General features: G+C 66.2%; 19 protein-coding genes. 10 read left to right on the top strand and 9 right to left on the bottom strand.

Going from position 1 to position 17484, the window contains the following annotated elements; genetic code table 11:
• Window positions 1–245: 245 nt before the first annotated feature.
• The gene (locus ACFPJ1_RS17385; protein WP_380105017.1) at window positions 246–980 is read left to right on the top strand and encodes a Type 1 glutamine amidotransferase-like domain-containing protein; all 735 of its coding nucleotides are present in this window, start codon (window positions 246–248) and stop codon (window positions 978–980) included.
• 355 nt (window positions 981–1335) lie between these two features.
• Here the strand turns inward: ACFPJ1_RS17385 and ACFPJ1_RS17380 are convergent, their stop codons facing one another.
• The 3 genes from ACFPJ1_RS17380 to ACFPJ1_RS17370 all read right to left on the bottom strand — a co-directional run bounded on the left by ACFPJ1_RS17380 (window position 1336) and on the right by ACFPJ1_RS17370 (window position 3050).
• Complete coding sequence (locus ACFPJ1_RS17380; protein ID WP_380105015.1) at window positions 1336–1839, bottom strand: DinB family protein; 504 nt, start codon at window positions 1837–1839, stop codon at window positions 1336–1338.
• Window positions 1840–1871: 32 nt separating this feature from the next.
• Complete coding sequence (locus ACFPJ1_RS17375; protein ID WP_380105014.1) at window positions 1872–2723, bottom strand: phosphotransferase enzyme family protein; 852 nt, start codon at window positions 2721–2723, stop codon at window positions 1872–1874.
• A gap of 150 nt (window positions 2724–2873) precedes the next feature.
• Window positions 2874–3050, bottom strand: a complete 177-nt coding sequence (locus tag ACFPJ1_RS17370; RefSeq protein ID WP_380105012.1) for a hypothetical protein — start codon at window positions 3048–3050, stop codon at window positions 2874–2876.
• Window positions 3051–3087: 37 nt separating this feature from the next.
• On the opposite strand from ACFPJ1_RS17370, the gene ACFPJ1_RS17365 reads away from it, so the two are divergent.
• The gene (locus ACFPJ1_RS17365; protein ID WP_380105011.1) at window positions 3088–3888 is read left to right on the top strand and encodes an inositol monophosphatase family protein; all 801 of its coding nucleotides are present in this window, start codon (window positions 3088–3090) and stop codon (window positions 3886–3888) included.
• A gap of 64 nt (window positions 3889–3952) precedes the next feature.
• On the opposite strand, the gene ACFPJ1_RS17360 is transcribed toward ACFPJ1_RS17365, so the two are convergent.
• On the bottom strand, window positions 3953–4492 hold the full coding sequence (locus tag ACFPJ1_RS17360; RefSeq protein ID WP_380105010.1) for a DinB family protein: 540 nt from the start codon (window positions 4490–4492) through the stop codon (window positions 3953–3955).
• Window positions 4493–4874: 382 nt separating this feature from the next.
• Between ACFPJ1_RS17360 and ACFPJ1_RS17355 the strand changes: the two genes are divergently transcribed.
• Both ACFPJ1_RS17355 and ACFPJ1_RS17350 read left to right on the top strand, forming a co-directional pair.
• Window positions 4875–5027 (top strand): hypothetical protein, encoded by a 153-nt coding sequence (locus tag ACFPJ1_RS17355; RefSeq protein WP_380105007.1) that lies wholly within the window; start codon window positions 4875–4877, stop codon window positions 5025–5027.
• 118 nt (window positions 5028–5145) lie between these two features.
• Entirely contained in the window at window positions 5146–6138 is a 993-nt protein-coding gene (locus ACFPJ1_RS17350) for a WD40/YVTN/BNR-like repeat-containing protein (RefSeq protein ID WP_380105006.1), read from the top strand.
• Between the two features lie 187 nt (window positions 6139–6325).
• On the opposite strand, the gene ACFPJ1_RS17345 is transcribed toward ACFPJ1_RS17350, so the two are convergent.
• Window positions 6326–7522 (bottom strand): epoxide hydrolase family protein, encoded by a 1197-nt coding sequence (locus ACFPJ1_RS17345; protein ID WP_380105004.1) that lies wholly within the window; start codon window positions 7520–7522, stop codon window positions 6326–6328.
• Window positions 7523–7758: 236 nt separating this feature from the next.
• On the bottom strand, window positions 7759–8547 hold the full coding sequence (locus ACFPJ1_RS17340; protein ID WP_380105003.1) for a class I SAM-dependent methyltransferase: 789 nt from the start codon (window positions 8545–8547) through the stop codon (window positions 7759–7761).
• A gap of 93 nt (window positions 8548–8640) precedes the next feature.
• On the opposite strand from ACFPJ1_RS17340, the gene ACFPJ1_RS17335 reads away from it, so the two are divergent.
• Complete coding sequence (locus ACFPJ1_RS17335; protein WP_380105001.1) at window positions 8641–9534, top strand: LysR family transcriptional regulator; 894 nt, start codon at window positions 8641–8643, stop codon at window positions 9532–9534.
• Window positions 9535–9834: 300 nt separating this feature from the next.
• Here the strand turns inward: ACFPJ1_RS17335 and ACFPJ1_RS17330 are convergent, their stop codons facing one another.
• On the bottom strand, window positions 9835–10626 hold the full coding sequence (locus ACFPJ1_RS17330; RefSeq protein WP_380104999.1) for a class I SAM-dependent methyltransferase: 792 nt from the start codon (window positions 10624–10626) through the stop codon (window positions 9835–9837).
• Window positions 10627–10839: 213 nt separating this feature from the next.
• On the opposite strand from ACFPJ1_RS17330, the gene ACFPJ1_RS17325 reads away from it, so the two are divergent.
• On the top strand, window positions 10840–11271 hold the full coding sequence (locus tag ACFPJ1_RS17325) for a cupredoxin domain-containing protein (protein WP_380104997.1): 432 nt from the start codon (window positions 10840–10842) through the stop codon (window positions 11269–11271).
• 182 nt (window positions 11272–11453) lie between these two features.
• Here ACFPJ1_RS17325 and ACFPJ1_RS17320 read toward each other — a convergent pair whose 3' ends face one another.
• Window positions 11454–12047 (bottom strand): redoxin domain-containing protein, encoded by a 594-nt coding sequence (locus ACFPJ1_RS17320; RefSeq protein WP_380104995.1) that lies wholly within the window; start codon window positions 12045–12047, stop codon window positions 11454–11456.
• Between the two features lie 144 nt (window positions 12048–12191).
• The gene (locus ACFPJ1_RS17315; protein ID WP_380104994.1) at window positions 12192–12692 is read right to left on the bottom strand and encodes a hypothetical protein; all 501 of its coding nucleotides are present in this window, start codon (window positions 12690–12692) and stop codon (window positions 12192–12194) included.
• A 110-nt stretch (window positions 12693–12802) separates the two neighbouring features.
• Here ACFPJ1_RS17315 and ACFPJ1_RS17310 point away from each other — a divergent pair, with 110 nt between their 5' ends.
• The 4 genes from ACFPJ1_RS17310 (at window position 12803) to ACFPJ1_RS17295 (ending at window position 17477) form a co-directional block, all read left to right on the top strand.
• On the top strand, window positions 12803–14056 hold the full coding sequence (locus ACFPJ1_RS17310) for a glycosyltransferase (protein WP_380104992.1): 1254 nt from the start codon (window positions 12803–12805) through the stop codon (window positions 14054–14056).
• Entirely contained in the window at window positions 14056–14934 is an 879-nt protein-coding gene (locus ACFPJ1_RS17305) for an alpha/beta fold hydrolase (RefSeq protein ID WP_380104989.1), read from the top strand. Before ACFPJ1_RS17310 ends, ACFPJ1_RS17305 begins: the two co-directional genes overlap by 1 nt.
• 99 nt (window positions 14935–15033) lie before the next feature.
• A complete protein-coding gene (locus ACFPJ1_RS17300) occupies window positions 15034–16074 on the top strand; it encodes an aldo/keto reductase (protein ID WP_380104987.1) in 1041 nt (346 codons plus the stop codon).
• Between the two features lie 218 nt (window positions 16075–16292).
• A complete protein-coding gene (locus tag ACFPJ1_RS17295; RefSeq protein WP_380104986.1) occupies window positions 16293–17477 on the top strand; it encodes a hypothetical protein in 1185 nt (394 codons plus the stop codon).
• Window positions 17478–17484: the final 7 nt, after the last annotated feature.

Below are 17484 nucleotides of genomic sequence, written 5' to 3'. Positions count from 1 at the left end.
CACTGCTGTTCGCTGGGCATCGTGCAGCCTCGGCTGCGCCACGCTAGTCGTGTGCAACCTAGTCGGCTGGCTGAACAGAAAATCCGGGAGGCGGGTGTCGGATCGGGGCAGAGCTGTTCGTTGCAGGGTTGAGCGACCGCACATGAGGGCGCTCGCTCCATCGTACTGACAGACTGCGAGCACGGTGTGACGTCTGAGAACGGCTCGGCGTCGTCGTACTCGCCCTACAACCAAGGAAAGGCGCCATGAGGCTTCTACTCACTTCCGCTGGCATCAAGAACGCGAGCATCCACGACGCGCTGGTCGACCTCCTGGGCAAACCGATCGCCGAGTCCAACGCCCTCTTCATCCCCACCGCCATCTATCCCTTCCCCGGCGGGCCCGGCATGGCGTGGCGAGCGATCAGCGGCAAGGCTCCATCGCCGATGTCTGAGCTGGGGTGGAAGTCGATGGGGATCCTGGAGTTGTCGGTGCTGCCGAGCATCGAGGAGGCTGCTTGGGTGCCAACGGTCCGCGACGCCGACGCACTGCTGGTATGGGGCGGCGACCCTATGTTTCTCGCCAACTGGATGCAGCGCTCCGGGTTGACCGCTCTCCTGCCGACGCTGCGCTCCGAGGCGGTCTACGTCGGGGCGAGCGCCGGGAGCATGGCTGCTAGCTCCACCTTTGTCGAGACCTATCGCGAACCGCCCCGCGGGAACGCCGAACCGCTGAAATCGGAGGACATCGTCTTCGCCACGCCCCAGGGTGACATCGACAGAACCCTGGTCACGGGACAGGGAGCGGGACTCGTTGACTTCGCGATGATCCCGCACCTGGACCACGCGGACCACCCCGACGCTTCCTTGGCCAACGCAGAGAAGTGGGCGGCACGGATTCCTGCGCCGACGTACGCGATCGACGATGAGACCGCCATCAAGGTGACCGACGGCTCCGTCGAAGTCATCTCCGAGGGCCACTGGAAGCTGTTCACTCCCTAATACACGAAGAGGCCGCGATTTCACCCTATGGTCGGGATCCCGGTCTAGCTGCACCGGGCTTTCGAGTTCGAGTGACAAGTTGCCCACGGCCACAGTGTCACTCCACCGGCGGGCACACGGATACCTCAAGCGCGTCGCGATCTTGTGGCATCCGCCGACAAACCCGGACTAGCCTCGCTCGTTCGCTAACAACTTTCTCGATCGTCGTCTCGGCCATGCGGAAGTGCCCTGCGACACAGGTGGATCGGCTTAGCCCTCCAGGACGAGGAGCATTTCCTGGTGAAGCCTGCAGGCGTCGCGGGCCGCGGTGGCCCCTTCGGTACGAGCGGAGGGGCCGGGCTGCGTCGGATATGGCTCACATTCCGCGTGAGCCGTCGAGGGTCTCGCGGATGATGTCCGCGTGGCCGGCATGGCGCGCAGTCTCCTCGATCATATGGAACAGGACGTATCGCACATTGCACTCGATGAGGTCTGGCCGCGCGCATGGACTGTCAAGATCCATCGAAGCCGCGACAGCGCGGGACTGCTCGATCTGCTCCCGGTAATACGCGACCCAGTGGTCCACTGTGTCGTTCTCACCCACCATCAGGTCGGCGTCTCGGGGTTCGGTTTTGACGGTGGGCCACTCGTCGGGAAACTCGCGTCCGCCCATGACGACTTGGAACCAGCGGCGCTCCCAGATCGCGGAGTGCTTCACCAGACCCAGCAGCGACAACGAACTCGCAGTCGGTGCCTTCCGCGCCGTGGCGTCGTCGACTCCTTCTATCTTCCGGATCAGCCCCTCGCGCTGGGCGTCGAGGAAGCTTTCCAAAGCCTCGCGCTCCGAGGCGGCAAACGTCTTGTTCTCAACGTAGGACACGCGTCGATGCTAACGGCGATTCGGTACCGTCCTCAGCTGTGGGTATCCGGCGCCTCGCGACCGAGCGTCGCTCGGATCTGGCCTAGCCATTCTGTGCCCAGTAGGCGCCCGTTCGGGAGTCGGTCGCCTCGATCCCAGCGCCACGTTGTGATCATCGCCAGCACGAGGATCCGGCAGTCGCGTAGCAGCTCTTGATCGACATCTGGATAGTGCTCGCTGACCTCGTCGGGTGCATGGGCGAGGTCGAATTCGACAGGCCCGTGGCAGCACGTTTCAAGGTCAATGAACAGCAGCCCGTTCTTGGTGTTGAGCACGTTGCCTGGATGCGGCTCGCCGTGCAGGAGCTGCTCGGCGGGGCCGCGCTCGTCGATAGCTCGTCTCAGACGTCGCAACGTGTTACTGAGGAGATCCCGGTCCGCGTCGGCGAGCTCTGGGGTGAGATCGCGGCTTGCCACGAGTTGTTGGGCACTCTCAACTCGATCTGTGAGGTGCGGCGTCGGGACATCGATCTTGCGCATGCCGGCATGCAGCTGCTCGAGCGCATGGGCGTAGTCGGCTGGTGAGACCACTTCAGGTCTGACGGGTTCGTAGTAGGTCCACAGCGTGACCACGAAGCCATCATGCTCATAGACACGCGGTTCCACTCGAGGCTCGAGAGCAGCCACAGGGCTCCCGGACTCGGCGAGGCGTTGTGCAAGCTCAATCTCGAACAGTGCGACCTGCTGGGCCACAGGTGCCACCCGAGCCAGGACCTCACAAGGCAGGAGACGCAGAGTGAGCTTGTTCGAGTCATTGAGAACGATCGCTTCGTCGACTGGCAGTCCGAGTGATGAGGCGATCGACATGGCCGCAGCCACCGCACGCTGGGCCTCTGTCGCCTGCATAGCTCGCCTTGCCCCTCTCCTTTTGAGAGCCGTCGAATCGCTCCAAGCGGTACAACCTGGGCACCATACCAAGCTGTCGACAGCGAGCCTTTGCATTATTTATGGCGGGCGATCTCGCCTCGACCACGATCTGCTCTGCAGAGCTCGTCATCACAGTTGCTTCCTGGCCTCGGTGGGTGTTGGCGCGTCAGGGTCGATGCCCAGTGCGGCAAATCGCTTGGCGAGGTCATCGACCCAGGCTGGCGGTGTTCGGTGATCCAGCAGCGGGACGCCTGCCTCGCTGCGCCACAATGCATCGCTGAGGGTCGTGCGCAGATGCCAGGCCATCACGGGAGGCGGGCCTGGGCTGATAGCGTCTTCGGTCGTGGACAGCGCTGATGACTTGCAACTCGCGTTCGACACCTCGGATCTGGCGTCGGACCTCGCGCTCGCCTACTTCGAGTCTGGCGTTTCGGCAACGCTGAAGGCCGACGGCACACCAGTCACGGAAGCCGATCGGGCAGTCGAGCGACTGTTTCGCGAGACGTTGTCTGCGGCGAGGCCGAAAGATGCGCTCCTCGGCGAGGAACTTGGTCAACTCGGTGAGTCCGATCGGGTCTGGATCATCGACCCGGTTGACGGTACGTCGTTCTTCAGTCGGCGTGACCCGAACTGGCGAGTTCAAATTGCGCTGGAGGTTGCCGGGAGCATCGAGATCGCGGTCGTCACCGCTCCTGCGCTGCGACGCTGCTGGTGGGCGACCCGAGGCGGCGGTACTTTCGAGTCGTCCTGGCCACGCGAGGAGGCTGAATCGAAGCGCCTCGAAGTCAGCACCACTTCGAGGTTGGATGATGCTCGGCTCGCTGCTCTGGATGACGCGTCCAGAGCCCGTCTCCCACCGAGTGCGGCCCGCGCACCGGCAAGCCCCCTCCCGCTCGTCGAGCTTGTTCGTGGCGAAATCGACGCCTTCTTGGTCGAGCGCTACCACATCTGGGATCACGCGCCATGGATTCTTCTCGTCGAGGAAGCGGGCGGCCGTTTCACAGATCGAGCCGGAGGACATGCGGGCGATCAAGGCGGTGGCCTGTACTCCAACGCCAGTCTGCACAGTCAGTTGCTCACCGCGCTTCAATACCCGGCGCACCCTGACCGCGGGGACCAAGCACCCTCCGGCGGTGACGGTTGATGCGGGGCGGCGGAATGTGGCACCGCAGCACGTCGCCAACGGTTGTGCCTCAACCGCTTGCCCGTCACTCGCCGACGAGGCCGTCCACTGACTCCCGGATGAGGTCGGCGTGCCCGTTGTGCCGGGCGTACTCCTCGATCATGTGAACCACGATCCACCGCACGCTGGGCATGCGACCATCCGGAAAGCTGCGCCGTGCCGGCTGGTCCAAGCCGCCATCCACCAGGGTCTCGGAGAGCAGATCGCGAGAGCGGGACACCGCCTCGTGCCAGAGGGCGTGCAGGTCCTCGGGGGAATCCTGGGCGGCCGAGTTCCACTCCCAGTCAGGGTCGGCGTCCCAGTAGTCGTCGTTCCACATCGCCTGGCGCTTGTTCCCCCGCATGCGGTGGGAGAACCAGTGGTCCTCGTAGTAGGCCAGGTGCTTGAGCATCCCACCCAGCGTCATCGTCGAGGCGCCCACGGTCGCGTTCAGACCGGCCACGTCCAGGCCGGAGCACTTCCAGGCGAACGTCGCGCGCTGGTACTCCAGGAAGCCGACGAGTGTCTCGGCCTCGCCGGATGCGAGCGGAGGCTCCGGGCGCCCCTGGTCGTCTTGGAGGGTCACGGCCAGGAGTTTATAGCCGCCAGAGGTCGCCCAGCTCGAGAACGGCTCGCGACGTCGCCTGGTCGGCCGGTGCACATCGCAGACACCCAAACGGATTATTGAATTAATCAATTAGCACAGGTAAAGGCGTCACAGCAGCACCAAGCTTGTCCTGGCTCGCAATAGATCTCGGAAGCGTGCTATTGACGGATCTCTAGTCGGCCGCGCACGCTCAAACTAACGGGCAACTTTTTGTCCGCACGCAGGGGGGAGCGTCATGAGTGGGTGGGTTTCCGTAATCAAACAGTGCGAGCGCAACATGCATCCCGGTTCGATCGAATTTCCTTGGCTCCGCAATGCGGCCTGCTTCGCGATACTTGTTTCGTCGGCCGTCAGTTTATTTATGGCTCGCCCGGCCGCAGCGCAGACCGTCGACTTCAGCGCCGAGATCAGGGGCCAGCAGCAGCGGCCCTTCGGGTGCGGCGGTGGAGGCCTGATCCGCCACTTCGCGGGCGCCCACCTCAGCGGCAACTACACCGGCGCCGTCGAAGGCTGACCACACGGCCCCGCGTTCCGGCTGTTCACGATTCGACGGCCAGCCAGTTCATTCCGGAGTCAAGCAATATTCAACATCCCGCCGACGACTCTCACCGTCTAATCATTTCGGAGTAGCCATGTCATCGTCCTGGCGTTTCATGCAAACCGTCACACCGAGCTTGATCGGGATCGACGTCGTCGACCGCGAGGTTGTGTGGGCCTCCGGTAGCTTCCAAGGCCCTGGAGAATCTCCCGGTCCTGGAATCGTGGTCCGGACGAAAGACGGCGGCCAGTCATGGCAGAACGTCACCCCTCCCGGCGGGGAGCGTTCGGCCTTTCATGACATCGAGGCGCTCGACCGTAACCATGCCCTCGCGCTGGCAGTCGGTGATGGCAAGGACTCGAAGATCTATCGGACCGCTGACAGGGGTGCCACCTGGAATCTGGTGTTCGAAAGCCAGGAGCCAAAGGCGTTCTACGACGGCATCGCGTTCTTTGACCGGGACCACGGTATCGCCCTCAGCGACCCTGTCGACGGCAAATTCCGCATCCTGACCACCGGCGACGGTGGCCAGACCTGGCAAGTTGCGCCCAGCAATGGAATGCCTGACGCACTGCGCAAAGAAACTGCCAGAGCGACCGGGACCTGTCTGGTCACCAAAGGTCCTCAGGACGCCTGGTTCGGCACCCGGGTAGACGGGCCTAATTCGCGTGTGTTCCACACGCGCGATCGTGGTCACACTTGGTGGGCGGTCACCACCCCGATACCCGGTGTCCCAGATTTCGGCATCGCCTCACTGGCCTTCTGGGACACCCAGCACGGCCTGGCCCTTGGGGGTGGTGACCCTTTCACCAACAGCCCGAGCGTGGTTGCTGCGACCGCCGACGGGGGCACGACCTGGTCACAAGTGGGAACAGCGGCCGGCTTCCGCACCAACATGGCCTCAGTACCGACGAACAACAGTGACACCGCCGTGGCTGTTGGCTTCACCGGCAGCGACGTCACCACCGACGGTGGGCGTACCTGGCAGCGGTTCGACCAAACCGACCTGCGCGGTGTCAACTGCAATCAAAACGCAAGTTGCTGGGCCGTAGGAAAAGACCTCATAGCCGCCGAACTGATGCGATGACGAAGGCGGCCCGACCGGGACAGAACCGGCATCGCCTCGGACCTGGCCGGCTAGAGAGGTCGACGACGTCCGTTCACCTTCTGATCCGCTGGTCGCAGGTTCGAAGCCTGCCGGGGGCGCCGGAAACGACCAGGGCACATAACCCCTGGGGGATGTGCCCTGGTGCTGGTGTGGGATTTACGGGGGCTCAGGAGTTCTGTAGTGGTCGGAAGGCGGCTCGGATCTCGGTCGCGAATAGGTCGGGATCCTCCCAGGCGGCGAAGTGGCCGCCGCTGTCGACCTCGTTGAAGTAGGCGAGGCCGGGGTAGACCGTCTCTACCCAGCTGCGCGGGGCGGCCCAGAGTTCGCCGGGGAATGTCGTGAAGCCGACCGGAACCGAGACCGGCGGAGGAGCCTGGCCAGCCGCACCGGCTGCAGCTAGGAACCGTCCGAACTCCCAGTACCACCGGGCGGCCGAGGCGCCGGTCCCCGTCAGCCAGTACAGCGTGATGTTGTCGACGATGTTGTCCCGGGTAAGGCCGCCCGTCGGCTGCTTGTCGACGAACGCCTGGGACATCTTGTAGTAGCTGTCCGTGTCGTGGTCGAGCATCCAGGCCGCCAGCCCGACGGGTGAATCCAGCAGGGAGTAGCCGATCGTCTGCGGCCGGGTGGACTGCTCCAGGAAGTAGGCGAAGCCGTCCGTCGTGAACGTCGCGAGTGCGGCGTGCGCCGCGCGTTCCTGCTCGGACTCCCGCGGCAGTTGATCGACAATGCCCAACGCCGTCGCGAGCAAGTTGACGTGGATGCCGACCAGCCCCTCGGGTCCTTGGCGGCCCATCGCGTCCGTGACGGCGGCGCCCACGTCGCCGCCCTGGGCGACGTAGCGCGTGTAGCCGAGACGGTCCATCAGCTGCGCCCACGCCTGTGCCATGCGGCCGGACTCCCAGCCGAGCTCGGTCGGCTCGCCGGAGAAGCCGTAGCCAGGCAAGGACGGCAGCACCAGGTGGAAGGCGTCCTCGGCGTTGCCGCCGTGAGCGGTTGGGTCCGTGAGCGGGCCGACGGCCCCGAGCAGCTCGACGACCGAGCCCGGCCAGCCGTGCGTCATGATCAGCGGCAGGGCGTTCTCGTGCTTCGACCTCACGTGGATGAAGTGGATCTCGACGCCATCGATCTCAGTCGTGTACTGCGGTAGGGCGTTCAGCCTCGCCTCGAACGCGCGCCAGTCGTGATCGGTCGTCCAGTAGCGGGCCAGCTCCTGAACGGTCGCCAGTTGCACGCCCTGGGAGCGATCGGCGACCAGTTCTCGGGTGGGCCAGCGCGTGGCCGCGATCCGGCGATGCAGGTCGGCGAGCGCTTCTTCCGGCGTGTCGAGCCGGAAGGGACGGATTTCGTTTTCGTTGGACATGTTCCACCTGCCGGGTAGGTACGACGGCGCCGGGGCGCCGGCGGAAGGATCGGTCGCCACTCAGCGTCGCGCTCGGCCCGGCGCTTCGCGCCAGTGAGACTCCCTTGCCCAATCCCGGGCCGGCCTGACGCGCGCCGACTCGAGCCAGGATCCCCCGTCCATGGCCTCAGTGTGACTTCGGACCGCCCAGGTGGGGAGGCCACCACCGAGCGCTCGCGGACTCGGACCGGACCGCGTCAGCGTCGTTGGGCGGTGATGACCCAGGCGCGTGAGTCGAACCAGACGCCGTCTGCGGTGTGGTGAGCCGCGAGGGTGTCGAGCAGCCGCTGGTGGGCGTGTTCGGTTTGGGCTGGGTCCACGTCAGTTCGGAGGTCTTGTGTCATCCCCAGGCTGCGGATGGCGTTGAAGGCGGCTTCGGCGTCCGAGCCGTAGTAGACGGGCTCGCGGACGTCCGTGACTTGTATGTCGATGAAGCCGGCGGCGGTCAGGAGGCGTTCTGCGTCTGCCGGGTTGGCGAGGGAGAACGCGTTGCCAACGGCGGGAACGGGCGGTGTGCGTCCGTCGCCCAGGGCATGACGGATCACGGTGGCCCACTCCTGGTGCCTGCTGTCCTGCCACACCAACTGCACCAGCCGCGCCCCCGGACGCAGCGCGCGGGCGATGTTGGTGAACGCGGCGTCTGGGTCGGTGAAGAACATCGTGCCGAACCGGCTGATACCCAGGGAGAAACGTTCCGCTGGAAAGGGATGGACTTGGGCATCAGCCTGCTCGAAGTGAACGTTGCGCAGGCCATCTTGTTCGCTGAGCCGGCGGGCGGTCGCCACCATCCCGGCGGAGATGTCGACGCCGACCGCACTCCCGGACACAGCGCGTCTGGCGGCCTCCCGGGTAGTGAGCCCGGTACCGCAGCCGATGTCGAGGACGTTGTCGTCAGGTCCGACATCCATGGCCGTCAGCAGCCGCTGGTGATAGCGACGTAGCTCGGCGTCATAGTCGAACGGCAGGTTCTGGGGATCCGCGGTCATGGCACGACAGTAGGCTCGCCGGTACATGGTGAAAAGCGATAGTTCTCGATCGGATCCATCGCGAACCACGATCTACTTGGTTATCCTCAGTCTATGTCCGAGGTTGAGCTGCGACATGTGGCCACCATGGCTGCCGTCGCCGACGAGGGCTCATTCGGCCGGGCGGCCACCCGGCTCGGGTACACCCAATCGACGGTGAGCCAGCACATCGCCGCGCTCGAGAAAGTCGTGGGCGGTGCGGTGTTCGACCGGCCCGGCGGACCGAAGCCGGTACGGATCACCCCGCTCGGCACAGTCGTGCTCTCCCACGGTCGAGACCTCCTGGAGAGGCGCGAGGTCATGACCGCCGCACTCGACCGGTTCAGAGCCGGCGAGGGACGCATCGATATCGGCACCTTCCAAAGCGTCTCCAACGTGCTCCTACCCCTTGTCGTCCGCCAGTTGCGCGAGGAGCACCCCGGCTGCGACATCCGGCTGTTCGAGGATGAATCCGATCCCCCACCGGTCGACCAGGTGGACCTGATGTTCTTCGACAGCCGCGTTGACGGCGACATCGAACACCTCAAACTGCTAGACGACCCGTACGTCCTGGTAGCCCCGCGCGGCGCCTTTCCGGAAGGTCCGGTCCAGCTCGCCAGTCTTCACGGCGCACCCATGGTGGCGTGGCCGCCCACCTGCGACCAGCCCCGCGTGGAGCAGATGTTTGCCGGCAACGACGTCCAACCCCGGATCGTGTTCCGCGCCGCCGGTAACGAAGCCGTGCTGGCGATGGTCCGATCCGGACTGGGCTCCGCCGTACTCCCAAGGCTCGTCCTGAACAGCGCAGAAGCCGATCAGGGTTTGTCCATTCACGAGCTGCTGCCCGCGCCACCACGACGCGAGATCTACCTCCTCTGGCGAGCCGGGCGTACGCAGTCCCCACTCACCACACGAGCCATCGAGATCGCCGCCGAAGTCGCGGCGCAAACGCAAGCACGCCGCGTCTGACTGCCGTGCCGGCGCGCTAGCGTTCGGTTAGCAGCAAGTCACTGTCGCTTGCGGCGGTCGGATCGCGACTGCGCTCGCCGCCGCTTCCGCTCCCGCCGCGCGGCACTGCCCGACGCGGTGCGAGACGCGTCAGCGGTGCCCGTCGGGGCCCTGGAAACGCCGCCGCCATCGGCCTTGACGCGCGCGTTCCGGATCAGCACCACGACCACGAGAAGGATCGCCAACCCGGCGAACATGAAGACGTACCACACACTGATCCCCTCCTGTCCCCGATTCTCCTGGGAATCGCCGGCGGGAGCCTCATCCGCCGCGGACCACTTCACCCTGCGCCCGCCGGGCCACCCACAGTTCCTCAGCCGGCCAGCTCGAGGCCCACTCAGCCGAGACGATCTCGTAGATGGGATGGTCCGCCGCGTCGGGCGGTGCGTAGAGCTCGTGCAGTGCCTCGACGACGAAACCGAATTGGCGCAGGAGCCGGATCCAGTCGCCGTGGGACGGGTGGAACTCGGCCCCTCCGCCCGACCACCGCACGTGATACGCCGCGCGCTGGCCGCGTTGGAGCCGGTCCGTGGCGACACCCTCGTCGTCAGGGACACAGAGCGCCGACAACAAACTGTTGGTCAAGAACACGAGTCGCCCACCGGGCCGCAACACCCGTGCCGCCTCGGAGATCCAGCGCTCCGGGTCGCACCACGCCGCAGTACCGTGCTCGCTGACCACGAGGTCGAAGGAGCCGCTACCGAGCGGCACCTCCTCCGCATCCGCCTGCAGCAGCGGGAAGCCGATACCCGTCCGGCGCTGTTGGTCTCGGGCCGTCAGCAACTGTTCGACCGACAGGTCGACGGCCACCGGACGACCGCCGGCTCTGGCCAGCCAGGCCGAGAAGTACGCCGTACCGCAGGCCAACTCGAGCACATCGAGCCCAGCGACATCTCCGAGTACGCCGAGCCTCAGTTCCGGTACCGCGAACAGGCCCCACACCATGTCCGGCGTCGACCACAGCGCTTCCGCCGCCGGACCGGTCAAGCGCTCGTTGACCAGCGCCCATAACTCACGGTTCAGCCCGATCTCTTCAACCCGGCGTTCCTCCACCTGGCCAATCTAGGCGCAACAAACCTGTGCTACCCAGACCCACGACCGCCACCCTGATCTGGCGGCTGGGACCTTTGCAACCGGATACCTCCGGCGTAGCGTCCCTGATAGCTGTGTCAAGCATGGCGCGCGCCTAGGCCCTGCGGGTTTCCATTTGCTGAAGCCGTTGGTCAGGCGGCCCGCGTCCCGGCGTCTCCGCTGACAGAGGCAATCATGAAGCGAACTCAAATCTTGTGCGACTCTTCGCTACGACCTCGCCGCCTGCTGGTCGGCCTCGTCGCGTTGCTAGCGGTACTCGTCCTGGCAACCGGCTGCAGCCCCGACTCGGACAGTGGTGGATCGGCTTCGTCGGCACCTGCGACGCAAGCGTCGTCGAGCGGCTCAGCCGCTCCCGCCGGTGGGTCGATGGTGGAGATCAACAACTTCATGTTCACGCCCCAGACCTTGACCGTCGCGGTCGGTACCACGGTGACCTGGAAGTTCGACGACTCGACGCAGCACACCGTCACCGCCGATGACAACTCGTTCGCGTCGTCGCCGATGTCGAACGGGCAGACCTTCACACATACCTTCAGCGCCGCCGGCACAGTGGCCTACCACTGCTCCATCCACCCGGAAATGACCGCAACCATCACCGTGAAGTAGTCCGTTGGTCGCAGGTCGATTCCTGACGGGAGGTGGCGTACGCCGGGGCCCCTAGCCCCGGCGTACGCCACCTCGTCACGTCAACAGCTGTGGAGCCGCTCGCCCTCTCCGCCACGGCACCGGCCGCCGGAGTCGGGTCGGGCTGCGCGACGGGATCGTCCGCTCGAGAGCCGAGGCGACGGTCAGGTCGTAGCGGTGGGCTCTTTGGCTCGGCCGTCCCAGCCGTGGAAGTGGGAGTGGTCGCCGGCGGCCCAGGCTTCGCGGAGGCCGGGGGTGCCCAGGTCCCAGTCGGGGCGGACTTCGGCGGAGGCGGCGCGGAGGTCTCGCCAGAGGTCGTCGATGGAGGGGCGGCCCCAGAACCAGTAGCCGTTGTAGATGCTGTGGATGACCAGGCCCGGCTTGAGGACGAAGGTGTACGGGATCATCGGGTCGTTGTCGGGGTCGGTGTACTCCTGGATGTCGAGGTCCTTCTGGACCGTCCGGCCGGGATCGGACAGGAAGGGCCAGAAGGCGCCGACCGACGCGCGGAACTCCTGCAGCGTGTGGTGCCCGTCCGTCGAGATCGTGACGATCTGCGTGTACGCCACCGCGAGCTTCGGCTGGATCGCCGCCAGGTCGAGGTGCTGCTGGTGCTCCTTGGGGCAGAAGTGCCCGCGCGCCAGCGTGAGGATCATCGGATCGTCCCCCTGGAGCTCACTGAGCGTCCGGACGGTCTCCGTATGGTCGGGCAGCGCGTAGTCGGGAAAGACTCCGCCGGGAGTGATATCTGAACGCATGGAATAGCCGCCTCTCACATGACGTCGCAGGCGCGACCTCTGAACGTGTCATCACCAACTGTCGTCGCGCGGAGCGAACTTCGCACCCGGGCATGCCCTGGCCCCGGCACTGGTCCGGGCGCCACAGGTCAGGAAGCGTCGGAGTCAGGAAGCGTCGCGTTTGGCTTGGCGGCGGGTGTTGGCGGCTCGGGTGGAGGCGTCTTTCTTCAGGCCGCCGGTGGTTTTGGTGGCGCGCGGTGGGCTGCTGGTCTTGGTCACAGAGCTGCGCGGTGGGCGGGTGGTGGCCTTGGGTGCGGCGGAGGTCGAGCGGGCCGCTTCGAGGCGTTCGGCTTTGAGTTCGGCGGCGGCTCGGTTGGCGGCAGCGGCTACTTCGCGGCTCACGCGGGCCAGGGAGAGTTCGAAGAGTTCGGCCTTGTCGCGGTCTCGCTGGTTCTTCGGGTACGAGAAGCCGCGGCCGCCCCGGGCCGCGACGGCGGCGCTGGCACCTCGGCGGTAGTTCTTCATGTACTTCGTGCGGGCGCGCCGGATCCGTTGGTGCAGGTCCAGGAGTTCGTCTTCGTCGAGGCCCTTCAGGGCGTCGCGTTCGGTCTCCGCGACGAGCAGACGCTCAGCGTCTGTCAACGAGTTCAGCAGACGCTGGTTCATGGATGCCTCCCGTGCAGCCGGATTTTCGAGAGTACTGGCTGTGACGATGCCCGTCGAGGGCAAGCCGGCGCGGGAGCATACTGGTACGACGGCCCGTCCTGGAGGTCATCGTGATCCAGTCCTCAGCGCGAACGCAGACGTGGGTGCGGGCTCAGCAGCGGCCCAGGAGCGTGCTCTACCTGTCCTCCCCCATCGGGCTCGGGCATGCGCGCCGCGACCTCGCGATCGCGCGGGAACTGCGCCGGCACCACCCCGACCTGCGGATCGACTGGCTCACCCAGCATCCGGTGACCAAGGTGCTCGAGGACGCCAGGGAGAACGTGCATCCGGCATCGGCCTGGCTGGCCAACGAGTCGGCGCACGTCGAGGAGGAGTCCGGCGAGCACGACCTGCACGCGTTCCAGGCGATCCGGCGGATGGACGAGATCCTGGTCAACAACTTCATGGTCTTCAACGACGTCGTCGAGGACCGGTACTACGACCTAGTGGTCGCCGACGAGGCCTGGGACGTCGACTACTTCCTGCACGAGAACCCCGAGCTGAAGCGCTTCGGGTTCGCCTGGATGACGGACTTCGTCGGCTGGTTGCCGATGCCCGCGGGCGGCGAACCCGAGGAGCGGTTGGCCGCCGACTACAACGCGGAGATGCTCGCGCAGCGCAAGAGATACCGGCGGCTGCGCGACCGCTCGATCTTCGTCGGCAACCCGGACGACATCGTCGACCACGACTTCGGCCCCGGCCTCCCGAAGATCCGCGACTGGACCGAGCAGAACTTCGACTTCGCCGGCTACGTCACCGGCTTCGAACCCTCTGCTGAGGAAGAGCGCGCACAGCTGCGGTCCCGGCTCGGCTATCGGGAGGACGATCTCGTCTGCCTCGTGACCGTCGGTGGCTCCGGCGTCGGAGCATCACTCCTGCACCGCGTCCTGGACGCCGTACCGCGGGCTCGCCGGTTGGTCCCGCAGCTCCATTTCCTGGTCGTTTGCGGACCCCGGATCGACCCCAGGTCTCTGCCCAGCCGCCGTGGTGTGAAGGTGCGCGGATATCTGCCCGAGCTCTACCGACACCTGGCCGCGTGCGACCTCGCCGTAGTACAAGGCGGTCTCACGACCTGTATGGAGCTCGCCGCGAACCGCAGACCGTTCCTCTACATCCCTCTTCAGAACCACTTCGAGCAGAACCTCCACGTTCGTCACAGGCTCGACCGGTACGGCGCCGGCCGTTGCCTGACGTACGCCGAAGCCCGGGATCCCGACGCGTTCGCCGAGGCAATCGCCAAGGAAGTGCGTCGCGAGGTGGACTACCGCCCGGTCGAGACCGATGGCGCGGCGCGTGCGGCCGCGATGCTGGCGGAGCTGTTCTGATGCGCGCGCTCGCCCCTTCGACTACCGGGTACGTCGAGCGCGACGGCATCAGCGTGTACTACGAGTCGTACGGCGACGGGGATCCCACAGTGTTCCTGCTGATGCCGGACCTCATCGTGCAGTCGCAAGCCTGGAAGGCTCAGGTGCCCTTCCTGGCCAGGCACTACCGCGTCGTCGTGATCGATCCCAGGGGCAACGGCAAGTCCGATTCGCCAGGCAGTCCCGAACTGTTCACCACTCGCCAGTTCCTCGATGACGCCTGGGCAGTGCTCGACAGGATCGAGGTAGAACAGGCCGTTCTGGTCGGCCTGTGCACGGGTGCCGGCCATGCCGTGATGATGGCTGCGGAGGCCCCGAGCCGGGTGCTCGGAGTGTGCGCGATCAACCCTGGCCTGGCCCTCTCGCCGCCGCATCCCTTCAAGGTCGCCCACGACTTCGACGCGGTACTGGACAGCGACGAAGGGTGGCACAAGCTGAACCGTCACTACTGGCGGCGCGACTGGCCCGGGTTCGCCCGCTTCTTCTTCGGCGAGATGTTCCCCGAGCCGCACTCGAGCAAGCAGTTGGAGGACTGCGTCGCGTGGGCCTGCGGAACAACCGTGGACGCGATGCTGGCCGAGGCGGATGCCCCAGCCAGTACGCAGTACGACGCCGCTGACATCTGCCGGCAGGTGACCTGTCCCGTGCTGGTCATCACGGGATCCGAGGACCACTGCCAATCACCCGAGCGCGGCCGCAAGGTCGCCGAACTGACCGGCGGCGATCTAGTCGTCATCGAAGGCGCGGGCCACCTCCCGCAGGCGCGCGACCCGGTGAAGGTCAATCTCCTGCTTCGCGACTTCGTACGCCGAGTAGGTACTTCGCCGCGCACAACCTAAGCCCTGAGAAATGAAGAAGCGCACCAGCAATTCGGCTGATGCGCAGAAAATCGCTCGGATACCTAGACCGGATCCAGGGGTCAGGCTTATCCTGACCAAATGCATAGAACAGACTTGAACACAGATCTCCTCTCAAACGTAGCATCAAACAATTCGGAGCGCAAGTCCGCCGCTTCGGCCGGAAGCTGCAGGATCGGCGACCTGTCGGTGAACCGGCTCGGCTTCGGCGCCAAGCGCCTCGCCGGAAGCGGAAACAGCAGCGGAAGCGGACACAGCAGCGGAGGCGGGGAGGAGGGCACTGGAGCCGGCCGGGTGTCGGCAGCGGACCAGGAGCGGATGGTCGGACTGCTCCGGCGGGCGGTGGAGCTCGGCGTCAATCACATCGACACGGCCGCGTTCTATCCGTCATTCCGGCAGGATCGGCCGGGCAATCACTTCAGCCCGCTGAATCCGGACGGGCCGAGCAATCACTTCACCGGCCTGAATACGGCCAACAAGGTGATCCAGGAGGCGCTCGCGCCGTACCCGGACGACCTGGTGATCGCCACGAAGGTAGGGCCGCTCGAGGGTGGCCTCGCCCGGCCCGACCAACTCCGCGGACTCGTCGAGGAGAACCTCCGCCAACTGAAGCTCGACACCCTCGATGTGGTCTACCTGCGCCAGCACGGGCTCGACTCGATCGCCGAGCACTTCGCAGTATTGGCCGCGCTCGGCGACCAGGGGATGATCCGGCACCTCGGGCTGTCGAACGTCCGGCTGCAGCACCTCGCGCAGGCTCAGGAGATCGCGCCGGTGGTCGCGGTCCAGAACCGGTACGGCGTGGGGTTCGGGCGGGTGAACGACGAGATCCTCCGGGTCTGCGGCGAGCAGGGCATCGCGTTCGTGCCGTTCTTCGCCGTCACCGCGACCGGTCGTGAGGCCGGCGGCGTCGCCGAGTCCGACCCGGTGCTCGCCATCGCCCGCGAGCACGCAGCGACGCCGGCCCAGATCCGGATCGCGTGGACCCTCGCCCAGGGATCGCACGTCCTGGCCATCCCCGGCACCGGCAACCCCGCCCACTTGACCGAGAACGTGGCCGCCGCCGACATTCAGCTCTCCCCCGCCCAACTAGCCACCCTCGACGCCATCCCCAGCCAGTAGCCCGCAGGGTGGTGCGTCCCGGCCGTTCGGCGCGCAGACTGAGTTGAGAACCCGGCTGTACTGCGGGTTGCGCACCAGCTAGTTCGGGCAGTCGTCGCTGGGGAGGTGGCGACTGCCCGACAGGGCCCCTTGAGGACGGGCCACCCACGGGGAGAGCGCTGACGGATCGGCAGTACGCCGACCCGTCGGCGGAGCATCACCCAGAGGGAGGCACAGCGATGACTCTGTGCACGCAGGAGTCGCCTCGCCGGCCACTGCTCGCCACCATGGCCGCGATCGCCGTGATCGCCGTGATCGCGGTCAGCGGCTGCAGCAGCGAGCCGGACTCGGCCGACCCCGGATCCACGTCCTCATCGGTGACGAGTACGCCGGGCGTGGCGCCGGATCTCGTCCGCCTCCGCTACGAGGGGATCACCGAGTCCGACGTCGGGGCGCTGGAGATCATTGCTGACGGCAACCGCCGGTACCGGATGACGGCGTACACCGGGCCGGACGCCGGGTCCTTCCAGGTGTGGGACGGGGCGACGATGCTGTCCTACAACCTTCACGAAGACCCGCAGTACCAGCGACAGGAGCACCCGAGCGAGAGCGAGTTCCCCAGGCCGACCTTCTTCTACACCGAGGGGACGGAGGAGTTCCGGAAGACCTGCCCGAACGCCCGCCGGCTGGGCACGAAGACGCTCTTCGGCAGGAGCGCGGTGCGGTACGCCTGCGACAAGGTCGTGCCGGAACCAACGGCACCCGAGGAACCCATGGATGCCCGGGAGATCGTGTTGGACGAGCAGACCGGCCTGCTGCTGGTGGACGGTCCGTCCGTCCCGACCGAGGTGACGTTCGGCCCGCCGATCAAGGCCGACACCTTCTCCACCAGCCTTCCACCGGGCGTCGAGGCGACACCATCGCCAGGCGCAGAGCAGACGTCAGAAGGCGCGCTCGGAGGTTTCCGGATTCGGGCGGTCGGTGGCGGCTACCTCGACGCCGCGTCGTATCGGGGCAAACCTGTTGTCGTGGTGACAGGACCTGCCGACGGGATCAGGGCGGAGATCGCTCGCCTGTTGCCGATGACGGCCGGTGGCAAGAAGCCTGCGGTGATCGGACTGCTGATCGCGATCCCACCCAGCGACTGGAAGGGTTCGCTGCTGAATGCTGCCGACGAGAATGCCTTCGTGGACACGGTCGACAAGACCGCCGGGCGGTTCGCCGTACCGGTCGGCATCGATGTCAAAGGTGCCGCCGGATATTCGATGACCGGCGGCATCCCGGAGATGCTGCCCAGCGAGCCGAGCTACGAGACCTCGGTAGCGATCGCGATGGTGAACTCGATCGGCGCGCTGGCCCGCGTCACGCTTGCCGACCAGGTCGACGACGCTCAGTTGCGCAACTGGGTGGCCGGGCTCTCGTAAGCAGCGG

The sequence above is a fragment of the Kribbella qitaiheensis genome, from assembly GCF_042657745.1.
GTDB lineage: Bacteria > Actinomycetota > Actinomycetes > Propionibacteriales > Kribbellaceae > Kribbella > Kribbella qitaiheensis.
The sequence above is the reverse complement of the archived record's forward strand: the minus strand, read 5'-3'. Positions and strand labels throughout refer to the sequence as shown.